Below are 18202 nucleotides of genomic sequence, written 5' to 3' on the forward strand. Positions count from 1 at the left end.
GGCAAGGTCAAGCGAGGAGATCCTCGGCGGCATGAAAACGCGGGCCGCCGGCGTTGCACCCCTGACGAGACGACCGGGGAGGCGGCCATGGGTGCACGACGTGAAGAGGCCCGCTGGACCCGGGCCACTCTCGGCCGTGACGGTCCGCCCCTCGACCTGCTGACCGCACACTTCGACCAGCACCGCTACGCGCCGCACGCCCACGACGAGTTCACCATCGGAGTCTGCGTCGGCGGCTCCGAGATCATCGACTACCGGGGCGGCCGCATCCACACCGGCCCCGGCTCGATCGTCGTCCTGGCTCCGGGCGAGATGCACACCGGCGGCCCGGCCGCTTCCGACGGCTACGCCTACCGGGCCCTGTACGCCGAGCCTTCCCTGCTCACCGAGGGAATTCTGGGCAGCCCCCCGCACTTCCGGGACCCCGTCCTCGACGACCCCGAACTGGCCGCCGCCCTGCGCACCGCCCACACGGACCTGAGCGCCTGCCCCGACCCCCTGGAGGCCGAGTCCCGCCTCCCCTGGCTGCTGGCCGCCCTCGCCCGTCGCCACTCCACGGCCCGCCCGGCGTGCGACACGGTCCCGGGAGCTGCGCACATCGCCTTCGCCGTACGCGACCGCCTCGCCGACGAACTCCAGGCACCCCCGTCACTCGCCTCCCTCGCCGTCGACCTGGGCCTCTCCCGCTACCAACTCCTGCGCGCCTTCCGTACGACGATGGGGATACCGCCGTACGCCTGGCTGGCCCAGTACCGGGTGAACCGGGCCCGCGCCCTGCTGGAGAGCGGCCTGCGCCCCGCCGAGGTCGCCCCGCTCGTGGGCTTCGCGGACCAGGCGCACCTGACGCGCTGGTTCCGCAGGGTGCTCGGGGTGACACCGGCGGCGTACCGGACAAGCGTGTCGCCGACGGCGTAGCGCAACAGCGTTCAAGACACCTGACCGCACGGCAGCCGAAACTCCCCCCATGACTGCACGCGGCTGGTTCCTGTTCTCCCTGATGGGAGTGGTCTGGGGCATCCCCTACCTGATGATCAAAGTGGCGGTGGACGGTGTGTCCCCGTCGACGGTGGTGTTCACGCGCTGCGCCGTGGGCGCGGCGCTGCTGCTTCCCTTCGCGATCCGCCAAGGGGGCCTTACTCGGACCGTACGAACGTACTGGCGCCCGATGCTGGCCTTCGCGTGCATCGAGATAATGATCCCTTGGTGGACCCTCACGGACGCCGAGCGCCACCTCTCCAGCTCCACGGCGGGCCTGCTGATCGCCGGGGTGCCGATCGTGGGCGTGGCCGTGGCCCGCCTCTTCGGCGACACCGAACGCCTCGGCGCCCGCAGGATGACCGGCCTGGCCCTGGGCCTGTCCGGCGTCGCGGTCCTCACGGTCCCGCACCTGACCGGCGGCGATGCCCGCTCGCTCGCCGAGGTACTGCTGACGGTGATCGGGTACGCGACCGCCCCCGTCATAGCCGCCCGCCACCTCAAGAACGTCCCCTCGCTCCACCTCACGGCCGCCTGCCTGACCCTGGCGGCCCTGGTCTACGCCCCCGCGGCGGTCGTCACCCGCCCCGCAGGGCTCCCCTCCCCGCAGATCCTGGCCGCCCTCGCCGGCCTCGGCGTCATCTGCACCGCGGTCGCCTTCGTGGCCTTCCTGGAACTGATCAAGGAGGCGGGCCCGACGCGGGCGACGGTGATCACGTACGTCAACCCGGCCGTCGCGGTCGCCGCGGGCGCCGCCTTCCTGGACGAGAGCCTGACCCCCGGCATCCTCGCGGCCTTCGCCCTCATCCTCGCCGGCTCGGTCCTTGCGACGGCGACGTCGACGTCAGCCGCCGGCCCGAGGCGCACCCCACGCCCGGTACCATGGTCCACACGGCAGACGAGCCGGGCGGACGGCCGCGTGGAGGTCCTTGTGGACCTTCCCGAGGAACGTCCGGGCTCCACAGGGCAAGGTGGTGGCTAACGGCCACCCGGGGTGACCCGCGGGACAGTGCCACAGAAAACAGACCGCCGGGGACTTCGGTCCTCGGTAAGGGTGAAACGGTGGTGTAAGAGACCACCAGCGCCTGAGGTGACTCAGGCGGCTAGGTAAACCCCACCTGGAGCAAGGTCAAAAGGAAACACCTCGGTGTTTCTGCGCGGACGATCGAGGGCTGCCCGCCCGAGTCCGCGGGTAGACCGCACGAGACCGGCGGCAACGCCGGTCCTAGATGGATGGCCGTCTCCCCGGCCGCCGCGAGGCGACCGGGCGACAGAACCCGGCGTACAGCCCGACTCGTCTGCCGCTCTTTATTTCCGCAGGTCAGAGGCCATGTTTTTTCGCTGAACAAACTGGCTCATCGCAGAAGAGGGTGCAAGAGTCGGCCGTTGATGGCCTCGGTCGGGCCGTTGGACGTGCCGGGTCGGTCGAAGTGGGCCGGCGCGTCAGCGGCGCGCTGGTTCAGTGTTCTGCCGAGTCGACTCGGCAGAAGCGGGTCGGGTCGGCGATCAGCAACTGGTGGCCGGTCGCCAGGACGGCGTCGTTGACGGTGTTCCAGGACACCCCGAGCCCGGCGGTGATCCGGGCGATCGACATCCGCAGCCGCAGGCATGGCACCAGTCATCAGGGTCGACCACTCGACAGAGCAACATCGCGTGGTCGGGATGCAGCTGTTGGTCGACCACTTCCAAGCCGAGGTCATCCAGCCGGCAGAACGTCGTCGGGTCAGCAGGGCAGAAGGTGGCGTCACGCACGAGCCCAGGGCGCAACCGCGGTCTTCGGGGATCGGTGATCGTCCGGTGACGTTTGGCCGATCAGGCGCGGTCGTGGAGAGTGACCTGGTAGCCGTCGGGGTCGGCGAAGGTGAATGTCCGACCGAAGGGGCCGTCGATCGGTGCGGAGACGATGGTGTGACCGTCGGCGACGAGAGCATCGTGAATGGCCTGGACGTCTGTGGCGTGGAGCCAGATCGCGGCACCGATGCCGGGCTGAGCAACGGATGTGAGATCGGTGCCGGGAACGACGTCGCGGAGTGCGAACGCGATCGGCTTCGTCTCGAAGACGACGGCGTGCGGAGGTCCGGCCTGCGAGCGGACGAGGCCGAGGTACTGCTCGTAGAACGCCCGCGAAGCGTCGAGGTCGCGCGCTTGGAGCGAGATGAAGTCGGGGCCGGTGGCGGGCATGGTGATGCTCCTTCTTTTCGTGTCAGCTTTCTGACACAGGCAACCTATGTCAGAATGCTGACATGAATCAAGACGGTGTCGACCTGGAGACGTCACTGGGCTATCTGCTGAAAGAGGCGTCGAGCGTCCTCCGCGCAGCCATGGAGGAGGTGCTGCGGCCGCTCGGGATGAGCGTGACGCACTACTCCTGCCTCGAACTGCTGGCTCAACGACCGGGCTTGTCGAACTCCGAGCTTGCGCGGGGCGCGTTCGTGACACGGCAGTCGATGAACGTGCTGCTCCAGGCCCTGGAACGAGAGGGCCACGTGACCAGGCCTGCGGAGGCACCCGTCGGGAAGGTTCTTCCCGCGCGGCTCACGCCTCGCGGCCGACAGAGCCTCGAGAAGGCGACCGTAGCGGTCCGGTCCGTCGAGGTCAGAATGCTGGCCGGCATGACCGAGACCGAGCAGTCAGGCGCGTTCCGGATCCTGCGGAGCATGATCCATTCCCTGCGCGAGGGCAACGACGGCGCATAGCTCGTTCCCCGGCGCACGTCTCGTCGCGCCCGGACAGGAGTGCAGCCGAGCGTGAAAATCCGTGCCGGCGACCTCGAAAACCGACAGACCCCGACCGCACCCTCTTCTGCGGTGAGCCCCATAACTTCTCTGCCCGACTGTCTCGACCGCCGATCGGCCCTGGCCGGACCCGTCATCCGGGTGTCGCGCGAGGCATGGGCGCGCAGGCGCGCATCCAGGAGTTGTGTCCGAGTATCGAGAGCGATGCATGGATGTCAGCCCGTCCCACGGCCAGCACACCAGTCGGAAGACATGAACCAGAAGACATGAACTAGTGGACCAGGAAAGGGAGTTCGATCGTAGGATGTGCCGCGAATGATCCGCGCCCCGGTTGAAGGACGTACACGAATCATGAGCGACCCTGTGACGACGCCCGAGCCGGCGGAGCAGCAGAAGATCGACACGTCGGTGCCGCACTCCGCCCGTATCTGGAACTACTGGCTCGGTGGCAAGGACAACTACCCCGTCGACGAGGCGGCCGGTGATGCGTACACCGAGGTCTTTCCCGGGATCGTCACCATCGCCCGTTCCAGCCGTGGCTTCCTGCGTCGCAACATCGCGTATCTCGTCTCCGAGGCGGGCATCCGGCAGTTCCTGGACGTCGGCACCGGCCTTCCGACCGCGCAGAACACCCACGAGGTCGCCCAGGGACTCGCTCCCGAGGCGCGGATCGTGTACGTCGACAACGATCCGATGGTGCTCGCCCACGCCCGTGCGCTGCTCTACTCCACCGACGAGGGCGCGACCGCCTACATCGATGCCGACGTGACGGATCCGGACCGGATTCTTGAGGCCGCCGCCAAGACGCTGGACTTCGGTCGTCCCACCGCGCTCATCCTCAGCAACATTCTGGGTCATGTCGCCGACTACGATCAGGCGCGTTCCATCGTCACCCGGCTTATGAGCGCCCTGCCCTCGGGTAGTTACCTCTCCATCAACGACGGGTCGCGCGGCATCGACCCGGTCTTTGAGCAGGCCCAGGACGCCTACAACAACAGCGGCGCCGTTCCGTACAACCTGCGCTCCATTGATGAGATCACCGCGTTCTTCGACGGTCTGGAGCTTGTCGAGCCCGGTGTCGTCTCGGTGACGGAGTGGCGTCCGGAGCCCGGTTCGGGCGTCCCGGAGGTCATCGCCGAGCACGGTGGACTTGCGCGTAAGCCGTAATGACAGGAGTGGTGCGGCGGTCAGGCCGATAACAGCGTCAGGCGGCTGCGCACGCGGAAAACGCTGTGGTCTCACGGGGCGGTTGGTGCTGGACGGGCCTCTGCGCCGCAATGGGCTACTCCACTGTGCACAACCTTCCGGAAGGCCGCCGGTCTGAACAGACACACACCTACGCGAGCTACCGGGGGGTAGTCATGCGACGGATAGGTACTGCACTGGCCGCGATGATGCTGGCGGGCGGCGGTCTGTTGGCCGGCACGGTTCCGGCGGTGGCCGCGCCGACGGCCGTGGACTGCGCCGTGACGTGGGGGAGCCTGGACAAGACCGGTGACTCCGTTGCCTCCAGGCGACTGGTCGACGTGAGGGCCGGACAGCACGAGTGCTTCGACCGTCTGGTCTTCGACGCCCAGGGCACGGCGGCCGACCCGATCGGCTACACGGTCCGCTACGTCGACGTACTGCACCAGGACCCGAGCGACGTCGTGGTTCCGATCAAGGGCGGAGCCATTCTGGAGATCTCGCTGTTCTCCTCGCGCTACGACCCGGCGACCGGACAGCCCTACCCGCCGCTTCCTTCCGTCAACGTCACCGGGTACCGGACCTTCCGGGAGTTCAAGTTCACGGGTGGCTCCGAGGGCTACACCCAGGCCGGGCTGGGCGTCCGCGCCCGGCTGCCGTTCCGGGTCTTCCAGACGGCCAACCACCTCGTAGTGGACGTGGCTCACACCTGGTGATCCCGTACGGCCGGGGGTGCGCCCGCCTCTCATCGAGCGGTACGTCGAATACGGCGATGCCCGCGCCTACGCCGACCAGGCCGGGCAGGCGGTGTCCGCCATCGGGGCTCACAAACCCGCCTCGTCCGCCCTTCAGCCCCCGGAAGAAGCAGAGGTCAGAGCGCGTCGACCCCGCTCACCCTCCAGCCGTCGGACGTAAGGGCCACCGTCATCCGCACCCGGTTCAGGTCCACGCGGGAGCCCGAGACCTGGGTGCTCGTGGTCACCTGGTTGACGAAGAGGAGGACCACGGCCCGGTCGGCCGAGGCCGAGATCACGGAGGCCGCCGGGGAGCCGCCGGTGGGCTGCGCCACCGTGGCCTTCACCACCCCGTGGTACTTCCTGGCCGTCGGCCCGACCACCGTCGTGGTGGTCTTCCGGTACTCGTCACGGAAGTGCCCGGTGAGCCGGGCGCGGGCCGCGGCGAAGTCGCGGTCCAGGTGCCTGTAGTCGTACGACAGCACGACTGGCGCCGCCTGGCGTGCGGCCGCGAGTGCCTGACCGCGTGCCTGTTCGGCCCGCACGCCCTCCCGGTAGCGCCACCCGAGAACGGTGGCCGCGACCAGACCCGCCAGGAGCAGGACACACAGGGCGGCGGTGAGCAGCAGCCGCCGCCGACCGTGCCGCGTAGCCGTATCGGAGCCGGGCTCGCCCTCCTCCTGCGGTGGGTCCTCCTCGAAGCACTCCGGCGAGGGCTCGGGCGGGTCGTCCCAGCCGTGCTCATCGGGGGCCTCGATGAGCACGGTGCGGCCGGCGGTCGGTGCCTCGGGCCGTCCCGGGGCCTCCTCGTCGGTGGACGCCGGGTCCGGTTCGAGGTGGCCGCGCTCCGCGCGCTTGGCCGCCGCGCGGGCGGCCGCGGTCATGGTGTGCCGGGTGCCGGATCCGGAACCGGAGCCGCGGCTTCGGGTGGTCGTCTTCGCCACGGTCTTACTCCTCATGTCCTCATGGGTCGTATGGCGGGGAGGGAGCGGTCAGCCGACGAACTCGACGTCGGAGGTCAGCCAGCGGCCGTTTCGGTGCACCAGGTCGAGCTGTAGGCGGTAGGTGCGTGCCTCGCCCTTGGGGGCGGCGGTGTTGGTCACCTTGCTGTCGGCGACCACCAGGACGCGGGCCGAATGCTCGTCGGAGCGGACGATGCCCGCGTCGAGGATCTGGCCCTCGGACACGGACTCGTTCGCCGCGACGAGCTTGGTCAGCTGCTCGGTCTGCGCGGCGAACTGCTTCTTGAAGTCGCCGGTGGCGCTCTGGAGGACGTTCGCGCTGTCCCGGTCGTAGTGCCGGTAGTCGAGCGAGGTGAAGTTCAGCGCCGACTGGCGGGCCGCGGCCAGGACGTCCTGGCGCCGCTGCGCCCTGTCGTGCTGGTCGTAGAGCCCGAGGACCAGCCAGACCGTCAGCGCCGTCGTGAGGACGGTCGCCACGGCGAGCGCCACCGACCACGCCCTGCCCGACCACGCTCTGCTCGACAGGGTCTTGCCCGACACGGTCACGCTCATGGTCCTGTTCATGGTCCCGCTCATGCCATCGGCCCTACTAGCAGCCATTGCCACGACTCCTTTCCGAACACCGCCTGTTGGCCGCCCGTCGAGCCGATCTCGACCGGTCTGCCGTCCGGGCCGGTCGCGGTGCCGGTCTCCGGGTCGTAAGGCGTGATGTACGGCGCCACGTACGCCGCCTGGTTCGCATCGCCGGAAGCGGCCGACGCGCCGGGGGCGTTCTGCGCGCCCCGTACCGACGTCTTGCTTCCGCGCGGGGCCGTGCAGCGCGCGTCGGTGTTCGCCTCGCGCGGGCTGGTGTCCGAGGGGTCGCGCCGTGCCGTGCCGTACCCCTGGGTGCACGGCGGCGGGTCGTCGGCGTTCACCACCAGGCCGAAGTGGGTGGTGCCGTCGCCCGGGACGACCGTGTAGCTGCCCGCGACCAGTGCCGGGAAGGTGACCAGGGACTGCTCCACGCCGGGCAGGTTGGCCAGCGTGACCTGGCCGCCGCTGATCAGATTGGCCAGCAGGACCGACAGTCGCGGTGAGATGTTCTTCAGCAGCGAGTTCACCTGCTGCGCGGCCGGTGTCGCGTTGCCGATCAGCTTGCGCAGGTCTCCGTCGCTCGACTTCAGCTGTGCCGTGAGAGCCGCCAGGTCGTGCGCGAACGACTTGATGGACGAGCCCTGGTCGGACTGCGTCTTGAGGACCTTTCGCGAGTCCTCGATCAGCGAGATCGTCTGGGGGAGTGACTCGGAGGCCGACTCCACGAGCGCGTTGCCCGAGTCCACCAGTCGGCTCAGATTCGGGCCGGTGCCCGAGAAGGCCTTGCCCAACTCGTCCACGGTGACTCGTAGATCGTCCTCGCCGACCGAGTTCACCAGCCGGTCCAGGCTCAGGACCAGGTCCGTCGTGGGCAGTGGCACGCGCGTGCTGCCGCGCGGGATGGCGCTGCCGTCGAGGAGGTATGGGCCATGCGAAGTACGTGGCTGTAGATCTACGTACTGCTCGCCCACCGCCGAACGGTTCGCCACCACGGCGAGGGTGTCCGCCGGGATGCGTGGCGTGCCGTCCTTGATGTCGAGAGCGACCGAGACGCCGTCGGAGCCGGTCAGCCGCAGCGCGCCGACGCGACCCACCGGCACCCCGCGGTAGGTGACCTCGGCGCCGGGGAAGATGCCCCCGGAGTCGGCGAAGTCCGCTTGCACGGTGTAGCCGCGGCCCAGGACGTCGTCCACCAGACCGGTGTACTCGGCGCCGACGTACGACACCCCGACGGCGGTGACGGTGGCGAAGGCCAGGAGCTGGGCCTTGACCGTACGGGTGATCACGGCTGGACTCCCTTCAGCATCAGCTCCGCGAGGGCGAGGTTGATCCCCTCGGGCAGCCCGCCTTGGGTGGTGTAGCCGCTGGTGCACACCGGCGGGCACAGCGGGCCGCCCCCGCCCGAGGGGGCCGACGGCACCGAGGGGGACGACGGCAGGCTCGGTGTGCTCGGCAGCGCCGTGGGCGTCGGCACGCTCGGCAGATCGGGGAGACCGGGGAGATCGGGGAGATCCGGTACGTCGGGAGTGCCGGGCTTCTGGGAATCGCCCTTGCCCCCGCCGGAGTTGCCGTCCGTCAGGTTTCCGTAGAGGTCGGACAGATCGAGGTCGGCCGTGATGTCCAGGTTGACGTAGTCCCCCTTGACGGCGTCCACCGCGTTGCGCGGGAACGGGTAAGTGGTCAGCAGCTCAAGGGAGTTGGGCAGATCGTCGCCCGCCTTGTTCAGCTGTTGCAGGATGGGCCGCAGCTGTTTGAGGTTCGCGACCGTGTCGTCGTGCGAGGCGTTGACCACCTTGGTGCCCGTCTTGCCCAGCTTCGACAGGGCGGTGAGCATCCTCGTGAGATCGCGGCGCTGGTCGGCCAGGACCTTCAGCGCAGGTGGCATCGTGTCGACGGCCTGGGCGATCGTCTTCTTCTCCTTGCCGAGCCGCCCCGCGAGCCGGTCGACGGCCTCGAGGGCGTGGACGATGTCCTTCCGCTGGTCGTCCAGGCCGCCGATGAAGGTGTTCAGCTCCTTGAGCAGCGATCTGACCCGGTTCTCCCGGCCGTCCAGGGCCTTGTTCAGCTCCACGGTGATCGTCTTGAGCTGGGCCACTCCGCCGCCGTTGAGCAGCGCGGAGAGCGCGGACAGGACCTCCTCGATCTCCGGGTTGCGGCCGCTGCGGGACAGCGGGATGCGGTCGCCGTCGCCGAGCCGGCCCATGGGGGCCGTGCCGGTCGGGGCGGAGAGCGCGACGTACTTCTCGCCGAGCATGCTGGTCTGCCGCAGCTCGGCGACCGCGTTGGCGGGCAGCTTCACCGAGTCGGCGACCCGCAGCCGTACGCGCGCGTGCCAGCCGTCCAGTTCGACCTTCTCGACCGCGCCCACGGTGACGTCGTTGACCTTCACCGCCGACTGCGGCACCAGGTCGAGGACGTCGCGGAACTCGACGGTGACGTGGTACGCGTGGCCGTCGGCGGCGGCTCCGCCGGGCAGCTGGACGTCGTACCAGCCGTTGAACTCGCAGCCGGACAGCAGCAGCGAGCCGACCGCGGCCCACGCGACCGCCCCGACCTTGCGCAGTGCGCTCATGCGCTCGCCCCCAGAATTCCGCCGAGCGTCCGGTCGACCGTGCCCGTCACCGCGGAGCCCTGAGGCACCTTCGGCAGGGAGTCGAAGAGGTCTTTGAGCTCCTTGCAGTCGGGGTTCTTGCCGCCTTCGTCGCCGGTCGTCTTCAGCACGGAGCACAGCAGCGAGGCCGGATCCTGTGCCTGCTGCGCGTTGTTGCGGGTGTCGAGGGTGCCCGAGGACGGGTTGTAGGCGTTGTTCAGGTTCGACAGACCTGTGGGAGCGACCTCCAACAGCTCGGCCAGCGCGGTCCGTTGGGTGACGAGCACCTTGGTCACCTTGCTGAGGCCCTGCACGTTCGCGGTCAGCGACTTCTTGTTGTTCTTCACGAAGGCGGACACGTCGCCGAGCGCCGTCCCCAGGTTCTTGAGTGCGTCCGCGAGGTCCTTGCGCTCGCCCGCGAGCTGTCCGGCGACCTCGGCGAGGCTGGTGTTGAAGGACCGTACGCTCTTGTCGTCGGCGGCCAGCGCAGCCGTGAACACCTGCAGGTTCCGCACCGTGCCGAACAGGTCCGTGCGGCCGTCGGACAGCGTGGTGACGGCCTGCGAGAGGTCCTCGACCGTCTGGTTGAGGTTCTCGCCCTGGCCGTCGAGGTTGTCCGCGCTCACCCCGAGCAGCCGCGACAGCGAGCCGTCCTTGTTGGCGCCCTGGGGGCCGAGCGCGTCGGCCGTCGTGTGCAGGCTGTCGAAGACGCGGTCCAGTTCGACCGGTACGGCCGTCCGCGTCTCGGGGATGACGGCGCCGTTCCGCAGTACCGGGCCCTTTCGGTACACCGGCAGCAGTTGTACGTAACGGTCGCTGACCACCGAGGAGTTGATGATGGCGGCCTTGGCGTCCGCCGGCACCTTGCGGCCTTCGTCGTACGTCAGCTCCACCCGCACCCGGTCACCCTCCGGCGTGATCTTCTCGACCTCGCCGATCCGGACGCCGAGGACGCGGACGTCCGAGCCGGGGTAGATGCCGACGGTGCGCGGGAAGTACGCGGTGACGTGCACGGACTCGGAGCGCGGCCACAGCACGTAGGTGAGCGCGGCGACGAGGGCGAGTGCGGTGACCACAGCCACGCGCCTCTTCAGGTTCTTCACCGGGTGCCTCCCGTGCGCGGCGCCACTGGAGCGGCGACCAGGTTCTGGACGTAGCTGTCGAACCAGCGGCCGTTGCCGAGGGCGTTGCTGAAGACCCGGACGTAGGGCGCGAGCAGTTTGACGCTCCGGTCGAGGCTGGATTGGTTCCGTTCGAGCATCCGCACCACGGTGTTCAGGCCCTTGAGCGCGGGCCCGATCTCCTTGTCGTTGTCCTCGACCAGGCCGGAGAGCTCGATGCCGAGCACGGCGGAGCTCTTCAGCAGCTTGTGGATCGCCTCGCGCCGCTTGCTGATCTCCTTGAACAGCTGGTCGCCGTCCTTGACCAGCGCGGTGAAGTCCTCGGAGTGCTCGGCCAGTACGCCCGTGACACCGTTCGCGTGGTCGAGGAGTTCGCCCAGCGCCTTGTCGCGCGAGGCGACCGTACGGGAGATCTTCGACAGGCCCTTGATGGATGCCCGTACCTCGGCGGGCGAGTCCTGGAACGTGGTGGAGATGGTGTCCAGGGCCTTCGCCAACTGGTCGGTGTCGACCTTCTCCGTCGTGGTGGTGAGATCGCTGAACGCCTGCACGACGTCGTACGCCGGAACCGTCCTCTTCAGCGGTATCTCGCTGCCGGGCTTCAGCTGTCCCGGTCCCTTGGGATGCAGCGCGAGGTACTTCGCGCCGAGGATCGTCTTGACCCGGATCGAGGCGCCGGTCTCGGTGCCGAACCCCGGATCGCCCTTGATCTTGAAGGTGACCTTGACGTGGTCACCGTCCAGATCGACGTCCTTGACCTTGCCGACCTTGACGCCCGCGATCCGCACCTCGTCGCCGGGCTTGAGGCCGCCCGCCTCCGAGAAGGCCGCGCTGTACGTCTCGCCGCCGCCGATCAGCGGCAGGCTGTCGGCGTTGAACGCGGCCACGGTCAGCAGCGCGAGGAAGGTGAGACCGACGGCTCCGATCACCACGGGGTTGCGCTCGCGGAATGGTGTCAGCCGCGGGCGGCGTATCCGTATGCGGGGCAGTTTGGGCGGGTCGATGCGGACTTTGACCAGGGGTTCCGGGCGGCGGGGGCGGGGTGCCCGGCGCGGAAGCAGCCGAATCTTCGGGAGCTTCGGTGGGTCGATGCGGACTTTGACCAGCGGCTCCGGGCGGCGGGGAAGGGGTGCCCGACGCGGAAGCAGCCGAATCTTCGGGAGCTTCGGTGGGTCGATGCGGACCTTGACCAGCGGCTCCGGGCGGCGCTTACGGGTCCCGCGCGGAAGAAAGTGCTTCGTCATGCGCCGCACCTCGCCCTCGCCACGTGCAGCTCGGGAGTGAGCACCTGCTTCGTCTTCGGCAGCACGATCCGGCCGTCGAAGTCGCAGAGGTAGAAGTTGAACCACGAGCCGTAGGACGCCGTCCCCGTCAGTGCGTTGAGCTTGTTCGGCAGCCGCTTCAGGACGCCCTCCACGGTGTTCTCGTTCTTGTTCAGCGTTCCGGTGAGATCGGTCAGCTCGGCGATGTCGTCCTTCAGGGGCGGACGCGCGTCCTTGAGCAGCCCCGAGGTGGCGTCCGTCAGATCGCCGATCCCCACCAGGGACTGCCCGATGGGCTTGCGGTCGGCGGACAGCCCCGAGATGACCCGACGCAGCTGCTTGAGCAGTCCGGAGAAACGGGCGCCGCGCTTGTCCAGCGTCTCCAGCACGGTGTTCAGGTTGTCGATCACCGAGCCGATCAGCCTGTCGCGGCCGGCCAGCGTCGTGGTGAGCGAAGCCGTGTGCGCGAGCAGGCTGTTGACGGTGCCGCCCTCGCCCTGGAGGGTCCGGATGATCTCGGTGGCGAGCTGGTTGACGTCCTGCGGGCTGAGCGCCGCGAACAGTGGCTTGAAGCCGTTCAGCAGCGCGTTGAGGTCCAGCGCGGGCTGGGTGCGCGACAGCGGGATCGTGGCGCCGGGCTTCAGCCGGGTGCCGTCTCCCGCGCCCTCGGTCAGGGCGACGTAACGCTGTCCGACCAGGTTCCGGTAGCGGATGACCGCGCCGGTGCTGTTCAGCAGCGGCCGGTCCTCACCGACAGTGAAGGTGACCTCCGCCAGCGTCCGGTCCTTGATCCGGATGCCCTCGACCTCGCCGACCCGCACCCCGGCCACCCGGATGTCGTCGCCCTTCTCCAGGCCCGTGACGTCGCTGAACACCGCGCGATAGGTGTGCTCGGGGGTGAGGGAGATGTTGACGATGGTGGCGGCGAGCAGGGCCGTCGCCAGGATCGTCACCAGGGCGAAGAGGCTGAACTTGATCAGCGGGGCGGCGGCCTGCCGGGCCCCTGACGTCCTCGTGGACCTCGTAGTCCTCGCGGTCTTCATGATCCTCGTGATCCTCATGCGACGCTCACCGCCGTCCCGCGCGCCATCGGTCCGAACAACAGCGTCGCGACCGGCGGTACCTCGTCGGCGGGCACGCCCATGACGGGCGCGACGAGCGAGCCGACGGCGCGCTGCTCGGCCCGGGTGGCGGAGACGCCGCCCGGGCCTGACGAACTGCCCTTCGCCGAACCGTCGTTGAGGTGGACCCCGGGCGCGGGCACCGGCGGATGCGGCAGGTCGCGGCAGTTGGGCCCCGACCGATCGTCGTAGCGCGGATACTCGCCGGGTTCGTACGCCCCCTGCTGGCGGACGACTTCGAGCGTGATGTGCATCTTGCCGCCCCGGAAAGCCTGCTCGGATGCCTGCTCCTCGCGCACCAGGCCGGCGAAGAGGCAGGGGTACTCGGGCGAGTAGCGGGCGAAGAGATCGAGCGTGGGGCGGGAGACCCGGCCCAGGGTGATCAGCCGGTCGCCGTTCGCGTCGAGGAAGTCGTCCGCGGTGCCCGCGGCAGTGGCCGTCGTGGTGAGCGCGGACGCGAGCCGGTCCCGCTGCTCGACCAGGGTGCGGCTGGTGGTGACGGTGTTGCGCAGGATCGCCATCAGGTCGGGAGCCGCGTCGCCGTACACCTCGGCGACATCGGCCAAGCGGGCGAAGTCCTCGGTGAGGGACGGCAGGTGCGGATTGAGCCGGTGCAGATAGTCCTCCACGCGGGTGAGGTTGTCGCCGATCCGGTCGCCGCGCCCCTCGAGGGCGGTGGCGAACGCGGAGAGCGTGGCGTTGAGCTTGCCGGGCTGCACGGTCCGCAGCAGCGGCAGCAGGTCGTTCATCAGCTGCTGGAGCTCGATGCCGACGCGGGTGCGGTCCTGGGTGATGACGTCCCCCGCGCGGATGGGCCGGGCCGAGGAGCGCGCGGGCGCGACCAGGTCGACGTACTTCTCGCCGAACAGGGTCTTGGGCAGCAGGCGTGCGTGGACGTCGGACGGGATGGACGCGACGTACTCCGGCTTGAGCGCGATGTCGAGCGTCGCCTTCGTCCCGTCGGCGTGGACCGCGCGCACCTCGCCGACCAGCAGCCCGCGCAGCTTGACGTCGGCGCGGGGATCGAGTTGGTTGCCGATGCTGTCGGCCTCCAGCTCGATCCGTACGGCCGGGGTGAACACCTGTTGGTACACGGCGACGGACAGGGACAGCAGCAGCGCGAGCACGGCGAGGAACACGACGCCGTACAACCGCAGTCTCAGCACTCTCATACGGCTCACCCCGCAATCCGTACGGTCGTGCTGGCGCCCCAGATCGCGAGCGACAGGAAGAAGTCCAGGACGTTGATCGCGACGATCGAGGTCCGTACCGCGCGGCCCACGGCGACGCCGACGCCCGCCGGGCCGCCGCTCGCGTAGTAGCCGTAGAAGCAGTGCACCAGGATGATCAGGACGGCGAAGACGAGTACCTTCCCGAAGGACCACAGCACGTCGACCGGCGGCAGGTACTGCTGGAAGTAGTGGTCGTAGGTGCCCGCCGACTGCCCGTAGTAGCCGGTGGTGATGGTGCGGGCGGCAAAGTACGAGGACAGCAGCCCGACCACGTACAGCGGGATCACCGCGACGAAACCGGCGATCATCCGGGTGGTCACCAGGAACGGCAGCGAGGGCACGCCCATGACTTCGAGGGCGTCCGTCTCCTCGCTGATCCGCATCGCGCCCAGCTGCGCCGTGAACCCGGCGCCCACCGTCGCGGACAGCGCGAGCCCCGCCACCAGTGGCGCGATCTCCCGGGTGTTGAAGTACGCCGAGAGGAACGCCACGAAGTTCGAGGTGCCGAGCTGGTTGAGCGCGGCGTAGCCCTGGAGGCCCACCTCCGTGCCGGTGAAGAACGACAGGAAGGCGATGACGCCGACCGTGCCGCCCACGACGGCGAGGGCGCCGCGTCCGAAGCTCACCTCGGCGAGCAGCCGCAGGATCTCCTTCTTGTAGCGGCGTACGGTGCGGCCCGTCCACGCCAACGAGCGGCCGTAGAAGGACAGCTGGCTGCCCAGTTCCTCCAGGCGATTCAGCAGCGCCATGACTCAGCCCCTCTGCGGAACGACTTGGAAGTACACGGCGGTCATCACGAAGTTCGTCACGAACAGCAACATGAAGGTGATCACCACCGACTGGTTCACCGCGTCGCCCACACCCTTCGGGCCGCCCTGCGCGTTGAGTCCCTTGTACGAGGCGACGATCGCGGCGATCGCCCCGAACACCAGCGCCTTGATCTCGGCCGCCCACAGGTCGGAGAGCTGGGCGAGCGTGGTGAAGGAGGCGAGATACGCGCCCGGAGTGCCGTTCTGCAGGACGACGTTGAAGAAGTAGCCGCCCGCGACGCCCACCACCGACACCAGGCCGTTGAGCAGCACCGCCACGACCATCGACGCCAGGACCCGCGGGACGACCAACCGGTGGATCGGGTCGATGCCCAGCACCTGCATCGCGTCGATCTCCTCGCGGATCTTCCGCGCCCCGAGATCCGCGCAGATCGCCGTGCCGCCGGCGCCGGCGATCAGCAGCGCGGTGACGATCGGCGAGGCCTCCCGCAGCACCGCGAGGACCGAGGCGGCCCCGGAGAAGGACTGGGCGCCGAGCTGCCGGGTCAGGCTGCCGATCTGCAGCGCGATGACCGCGCCGAAGGGGATGGACACCAGGGCCGTCGGCAGGATGGTGACGCTCGCGACGAACCAGGCCTGCTGGATGAACTCCCGCGCCTGGAACGGCCGTCGGGGGATGGCCCGGACGACGTCCAGCGCCATCGCGAAGAGGTTTCCCGAGTGCCTCAGCGCCCCGGTGGGTGACAGTCTCATGCGCCGGTCACCGCCTTCCGGTGCAGCTCGGCCTCGCGTCTCGCGATCGCCTCCCAGCGGGGTGGACGGGCGATGCTCGGGCCCGGCATCAGGCGCGGTGTCATGTCGTTGCCGACGTGGCGGGGTTTCCGGTCCGCGTCGCCGAGCCGCGCCAGCTCCTGCTCGACCTGCGCGGCGTCCTTTTCCTCCGCCATCCCGATCGGCCCCTGCATCCGGCCGTTCAGAAACTGCCGTACGACGGGCTCGTCGCTGGTCAGCAGCTCCTCACGGGGCCCGAACATGACCAGCTCACGGCGGAACAACAGCCCGATGTTGTCCGGCACCTGGCGGGCCGAGGCGATGTCGTGCGTGACGATCAGGAACGTCGCGTTGATCTGCGCGTTGAGGTCGACGATGAGTTGGTTGAGGTACGCGACGCGCACCGGGTCGAGGCCCGAGTCCGGTTCGTCGAACAGGATGATCTCCGGATCGAGGACCAGCGCTCGTGCCAGCCCGGCCCGTTTGCGCATCCCACCGGAGATCTCGCCGGGCAGTTTCCCCTCCGAACCGATCAGCCCGACCATGTCCATCTTCTCCAGCACGATGCGCCGGATCTGGCTCTCGGACTTGCGGGTGTGCTCGCGCAGCGGGAAAGCGATGTTGTCGTACAGGCTCATCGAGCCGAACAGCGCGCCGTCCTGGAACAACACCCCGAACAGCTTCCGCACCTCGTACAGCTCGTGCTCGCGCAGCTTGGTGATGTCCCGGCCCGCGACCTTCACGGAACCCCGGTCCGGCTTCAGCAGTCCGACGAGCGTCTTGAGGAACACCGACTTGCCCGTGCCCGAGGGGCCGAGCATGACCGAGACCTCCCCGGCGGGCAGCGTCAGCGAGACGTCCTGCCAGATGACCTGGTGACCGAAGGACTTGGTCAGCCCTTCCACACAGATCTCGACACCCATCCGGTCCACCCTTCGGCCGTGGAGCAGCTCCGACATCTGCTCTACGGGGAGGGGCCGGGCGTCCGTCGCGACGGAGGCGGATTTTTTTCGGGGGTCTTGCGGCCAGGTTTCCGGCGGCTCGACGGCCGCCCCTTTTTCGCTGGTTCTACGGCAGTCCTTTTTCCGGCGGTTCTACGGCAGCTTTCCGGCGGGTCTACGGCAGCGCGGTCGGGGTCGGTACGTCGACCGGGGCGGAGGACGTGGCGGGAGCCTCCGGGAGGGCCGGAGGCGTCGTCGGGACCGTGGACGTGGCCGGCAGATCGGGGAGGCCGGGCACGCTCGGCAGGTCGGACACGCCGGGGACGTCGGGGACGGACGGCACTGGTGACAGCGAGGCGTCCGGCAGCGGTGGCACCGACAGCGGCAGCAACGACCGGTTGTCATCGCCGGGCGGCACCGTCGGCGTCGCCGCGTGGGACGCCGAGGCGGCCGACAGATCACGGGCGTTCGGGGCGGCCACCCGGCCGACGCCGTCGGGCCGGACGGTCTGCGTGGTCGCCTGGGCCATGCGGGACACGGAGGGTCGGGGAGCCGTGCCCTGCCTGTCCCCGTCGTGGACGTACGGCAACACGAACCCCGCCACCACCAGGGTCGCGGCCGTCGAGGTCACCGCCACGGCCTGCGCGTGTCCGCCCGCGCGCAGCTTGCCGCGCCCCCACAGGAACAGGGCGAGGCCCAGCGTTCCGGCCAGCGAGTTGCGCAGCGTGCGCCGGGCCCGGGCGAGCAGCGACTCGACGGTGCGATAGCTCAGCCCCATGCGCACGGCGACCTGTCCGACGTCGAGGCCCTCGGACTTCAGCCGGAGCGCCTCGGCCTGGCGCGCGGGCAGCTCCCCGCTGCGGACGGCCAGCCACCTGGCCTCGGCCCGGTCGCACACCGCTTCCTCGACGGGCACCGGACCCGGCGCGGAGAGCGTGGGGCTGCGGTGTACCTCGGCCTCACGGTTGACCTGGCGATACCGATCGACGCACAGCCGCATGGTCACGGTCGTCAGCCAGCCGCCGAGGCGCTCGTCGTCCAGGTCGGGGCGCTCCGCGGCGCGCAGCATGGCCTCGTGCACCGCGTCCTCGGCGTCCTCCGGGCTCATCGACCTGCGCCGGGCCACCTTGAGCAGTTGCTCGCGGTGGCTCCACATGCGCTGCCAACGGTCGTGGGCCGCCTGTATCTCCGCAGGCATGTCCGGCATGTCCGTCGCCATGAGGGCCC

General features: G+C 69.4%; 17 protein-coding genes, 1 other RNA gene and 2 pseudogenes. 6 read left to right on the forward strand and 14 right to left on the reverse strand.

Annotation, left to right across the window (positions count from 1 at the left end; all coding sequences use genetic code 11):
* Positions 1-87: 87 nt before the first annotated feature.
* The 3 genes and pseudogenes from KVT44_RS02255 (at position 88) to rnpB (ending at position 2276) form a co-directional block, all read left to right on the forward strand.
* Positions 88-915, forward strand: a complete 828-nt coding sequence (locus KVT44_RS02255; RefSeq protein ID WP_217565867.1) for an AraC family transcriptional regulator — start codon at positions 88-90, stop codon at positions 913-915.
* 49 nt (positions 916-964) lie between these two features.
* Positions 965-1792, forward strand: a pseudogene (locus KVT44_RS60995) (DMT family transporter); the annotation flags it as partial.
* Positions 1793-1874: 82 nt separating this feature from the next.
* An RNA gene (gene rnpB, locus KVT44_RS02265) (RNase P RNA component class A) lies at positions 1875-2276 on the forward strand.
* Positions 2277-2461: 185 nt separating this feature from the next.
* On the opposite strand, the pseudogene KVT44_RS57760 reads toward rnpB, so the two are convergent.
* Both KVT44_RS57760 and KVT44_RS02275 read right to left on the reverse strand, forming a co-directional pair.
* Positions 2462-2727, reverse strand: a pseudogene (locus tag KVT44_RS57760) (hypothetical protein); the annotation flags it as partial.
* A gap of 60 nt (positions 2728-2787) precedes the next feature.
* Entirely contained in the window at positions 2788-3156 is a 369-nt protein-coding gene (locus KVT44_RS02275; RefSeq protein ID WP_097284449.1) for a VOC family protein, read from the reverse strand.
* Between the two features lie 62 nt (positions 3157-3218).
* Between KVT44_RS02275 and KVT44_RS02280 the strand changes: the two genes are divergently transcribed.
* The 3 genes from KVT44_RS02280 to KVT44_RS02290 all read left to right on the forward strand — a co-directional run bounded on the left by KVT44_RS02280 (position 3219) and on the right by KVT44_RS02290 (position 5611).
* Positions 3219-3671, forward strand: a complete 453-nt coding sequence (locus KVT44_RS02280; protein WP_099922969.1) for a MarR family winged helix-turn-helix transcriptional regulator — start codon at positions 3219-3221, stop codon at positions 3669-3671.
* A 390-nt stretch (positions 3672-4061) separates the two neighbouring features.
* Positions 4062-4877, forward strand: a complete 816-nt coding sequence (locus KVT44_RS02285; RefSeq protein WP_190168603.1) for an SAM-dependent methyltransferase — start codon at positions 4062-4064, stop codon at positions 4875-4877.
* 194 nt (positions 4878-5071) lie between these two features.
* Positions 5072-5611: a hypothetical protein gene (locus KVT44_RS02290; protein ID WP_229888762.1), complete on the forward strand. Its 540-nt coding sequence runs from the start codon at positions 5072-5074 to the stop codon at positions 5609-5611.
* Between the two features lie 155 nt (positions 5612-5766).
* On the opposite strand, the gene KVT44_RS02295 is transcribed toward KVT44_RS02290, so the two are convergent.
* From KVT44_RS02295 to KVT44_RS02350, 12 genes are all read right to left on the reverse strand, one after another.
* Positions 5767-6588, reverse strand: a complete 822-nt coding sequence (locus KVT44_RS02295) for a hypothetical protein (RefSeq protein ID WP_190168602.1) — start codon at positions 6586-6588, stop codon at positions 5767-5769.
* 33 nt (positions 6589-6621) lie between these two features.
* Positions 6622-7155 (reverse strand): hypothetical protein, encoded by a 534-nt coding sequence (locus KVT44_RS02300; RefSeq protein ID WP_254648807.1) that lies wholly within the window; start codon positions 7153-7155, stop codon positions 6622-6624.
* Between the two features lie 8 nt (positions 7156-7163).
* On the reverse strand, positions 7164-8453 hold the full coding sequence (locus KVT44_RS02305) for an MCE family protein (protein ID WP_217565868.1): 1290 nt from the start codon (positions 8451-8453) through the stop codon (positions 7164-7166).
* Entirely contained in the window at positions 8450-9739 is a 1290-nt protein-coding gene (locus KVT44_RS02310) for an MCE family protein (RefSeq protein WP_217565869.1), read from the reverse strand. The genes KVT44_RS02305 and KVT44_RS02310 overlap by 4 nt, the downstream gene beginning before the upstream one ends.
* Positions 9736-10860, reverse strand: coding sequence for an MCE family protein (locus KVT44_RS02315; protein WP_308313893.1), 1125 nt, complete (start codon positions 10858-10860; stop codon positions 9736-9738). The genes KVT44_RS02310 and KVT44_RS02315 overlap by 4 nt, the downstream gene beginning before the upstream one ends.
* Complete coding sequence (locus KVT44_RS02320; RefSeq protein WP_217565965.1) at positions 10857-11837, reverse strand: MCE family protein; 981 nt, start codon at positions 11835-11837, stop codon at positions 10857-10859. The genes KVT44_RS02315 and KVT44_RS02320 overlap by 4 nt, the downstream gene beginning before the upstream one ends.
* A gap of 281 nt (positions 11838-12118) precedes the next feature.
* Positions 12119-13183: an MCE family protein gene (locus tag KVT44_RS02325; protein WP_217565870.1), complete on the reverse strand. Its 1065-nt coding sequence runs from the start codon at positions 13181-13183 to the stop codon at positions 12119-12121.
* 14 nt (positions 13184-13197) lie between these two features.
* A complete protein-coding gene (locus KVT44_RS02330; RefSeq protein ID WP_217565871.1) occupies positions 13198-14433 on the reverse strand; it encodes an MCE family protein in 1236 nt (411 codons plus the stop codon).
* Positions 14434-14438: 5 nt separating this feature from the next.
* Positions 14439-15242: an ABC transporter permease gene (locus KVT44_RS02335; protein WP_060899958.1), complete on the reverse strand. Its 804-nt coding sequence runs from the start codon at positions 15240-15242 to the stop codon at positions 14439-14441.
* A 3-nt stretch (positions 15243-15245) separates the two neighbouring features.
* Positions 15246-16016, reverse strand: a complete 771-nt coding sequence (locus KVT44_RS02340; protein WP_217565872.1) for an ABC transporter permease — start codon at positions 16014-16016, stop codon at positions 15246-15248.
* Positions 16013-16957 carry an ABC transporter ATP-binding protein gene (locus KVT44_RS02345; protein WP_217565967.1) on the reverse strand — a complete coding sequence of 315 codons (945 nt, stop codon included), beginning with the start codon at positions 16955-16957 and terminating at the stop codon, positions 16013-16015. The genes KVT44_RS02340 and KVT44_RS02345 overlap by 4 nt, the downstream gene beginning before the upstream one ends.
* 193 nt (positions 16958-17150) lie before the next feature.
* Positions 17151-18194, reverse strand: coding sequence for a sigma-70 family RNA polymerase sigma factor (locus KVT44_RS02350; protein ID WP_217565873.1), 1044 nt, complete (start codon positions 18192-18194; stop codon positions 17151-17153).
* Between the last annotated feature and the right edge of the window lie 8 nt (positions 18195-18202).

Source organism: Streptomyces sp. GbtcB7, assembly GCF_019091445.1.
Classification (GTDB): Bacteria; Actinomycetota; Actinomycetes; order Streptomycetales; family Streptomycetaceae; genus Streptomyces; species Streptomyces mirabilis.

Bases quoted from the DNA above. Each gene is read 5' to 3' on its own strand.
- KVT44_RS02275 (WP_097284449.1), bottom strand. From the start codon at position 3,156: ATGCCCGCCACCGGCCCCGACTTCATCTCGCTCCAAGCGCGCGACCTC.
- KVT44_RS02280 (WP_099922969.1), top strand. From the start codon at position 3,219: ATGAATCAAGACGGTGTCGACCTGGAGACGTCACTGGGCTATCTGCTG.
- KVT44_RS02295 (WP_190168602.1), bottom strand. From the start codon at position 6,588: ATGAGGAGTAAGACCGTGGCGAAGACGACCACCCGAAGCCGCGGCTCC.
- KVT44_RS02255 (WP_217565867.1), top strand. From the start codon at position 88: ATGGGTGCACGACGTGAAGAGGCCCGCTGGACCCGGGCCACTCTCGGC.
- KVT44_RS02325 (WP_217565870.1), bottom strand. From the start codon at position 13,183: ATGAAGACCGCGAGGACTACGAGGTCCACGAGGACGTCAGGGGCCCGG.
- KVT44_RS02290 (WP_229888762.1), top strand. From the start codon at position 5,072: ATGCGACGGATAGGTACTGCACTGGCCGCGATGATGCTGGCGGGCGGC.
- KVT44_RS02335 (WP_060899958.1), bottom strand. From the start codon at position 15,242: ATGGCGCTGCTGAATCGCCTGGAGGAACTGGGCAGCCAGCTGTCCTTC.
- KVT44_RS02310 (WP_217565869.1), bottom strand. From the start codon at position 9,739: ATGAGCGCACTGCGCAAGGTCGGGGCGGTCGCGTGGGCCGCGGTCGGC.
- KVT44_RS02330 (WP_217565871.1), bottom strand. From the start codon at position 14,433: ATGAGAGTGCTGAGACTGCGGTTGTACGGCGTCGTGTTCCTCGCCGTG.
- KVT44_RS02285 (WP_190168603.1), top strand. From the start codon at position 4,062: ATGAGCGACCCTGTGACGACGCCCGAGCCGGCGGAGCAGCAGAAGATC.
- KVT44_RS02300 (WP_254648807.1), bottom strand. From the start codon at position 7,155: ATGAACAGGACCATGAGCGTGACCGTGTCGGGCAAGACCCTGTCGAGC.
- KVT44_RS02340 (WP_217565872.1), bottom strand. From the start codon at position 16,016: ATGAGACTGTCACCCACCGGGGCGCTGAGGCACTCGGGAAACCTCTTC.
- KVT44_RS02350 (WP_217565873.1), bottom strand. From the start codon at position 18,194: ATGGCGACGGACATGCCGGACATGCCTGCGGAGATACAGGCGGCCCAC.
- KVT44_RS02345 (WP_217565967.1), bottom strand. From the start codon at position 16,957: ATGGGTGTCGAGATCTGTGTGGAAGGGCTGACCAAGTCCTTCGGTCAC.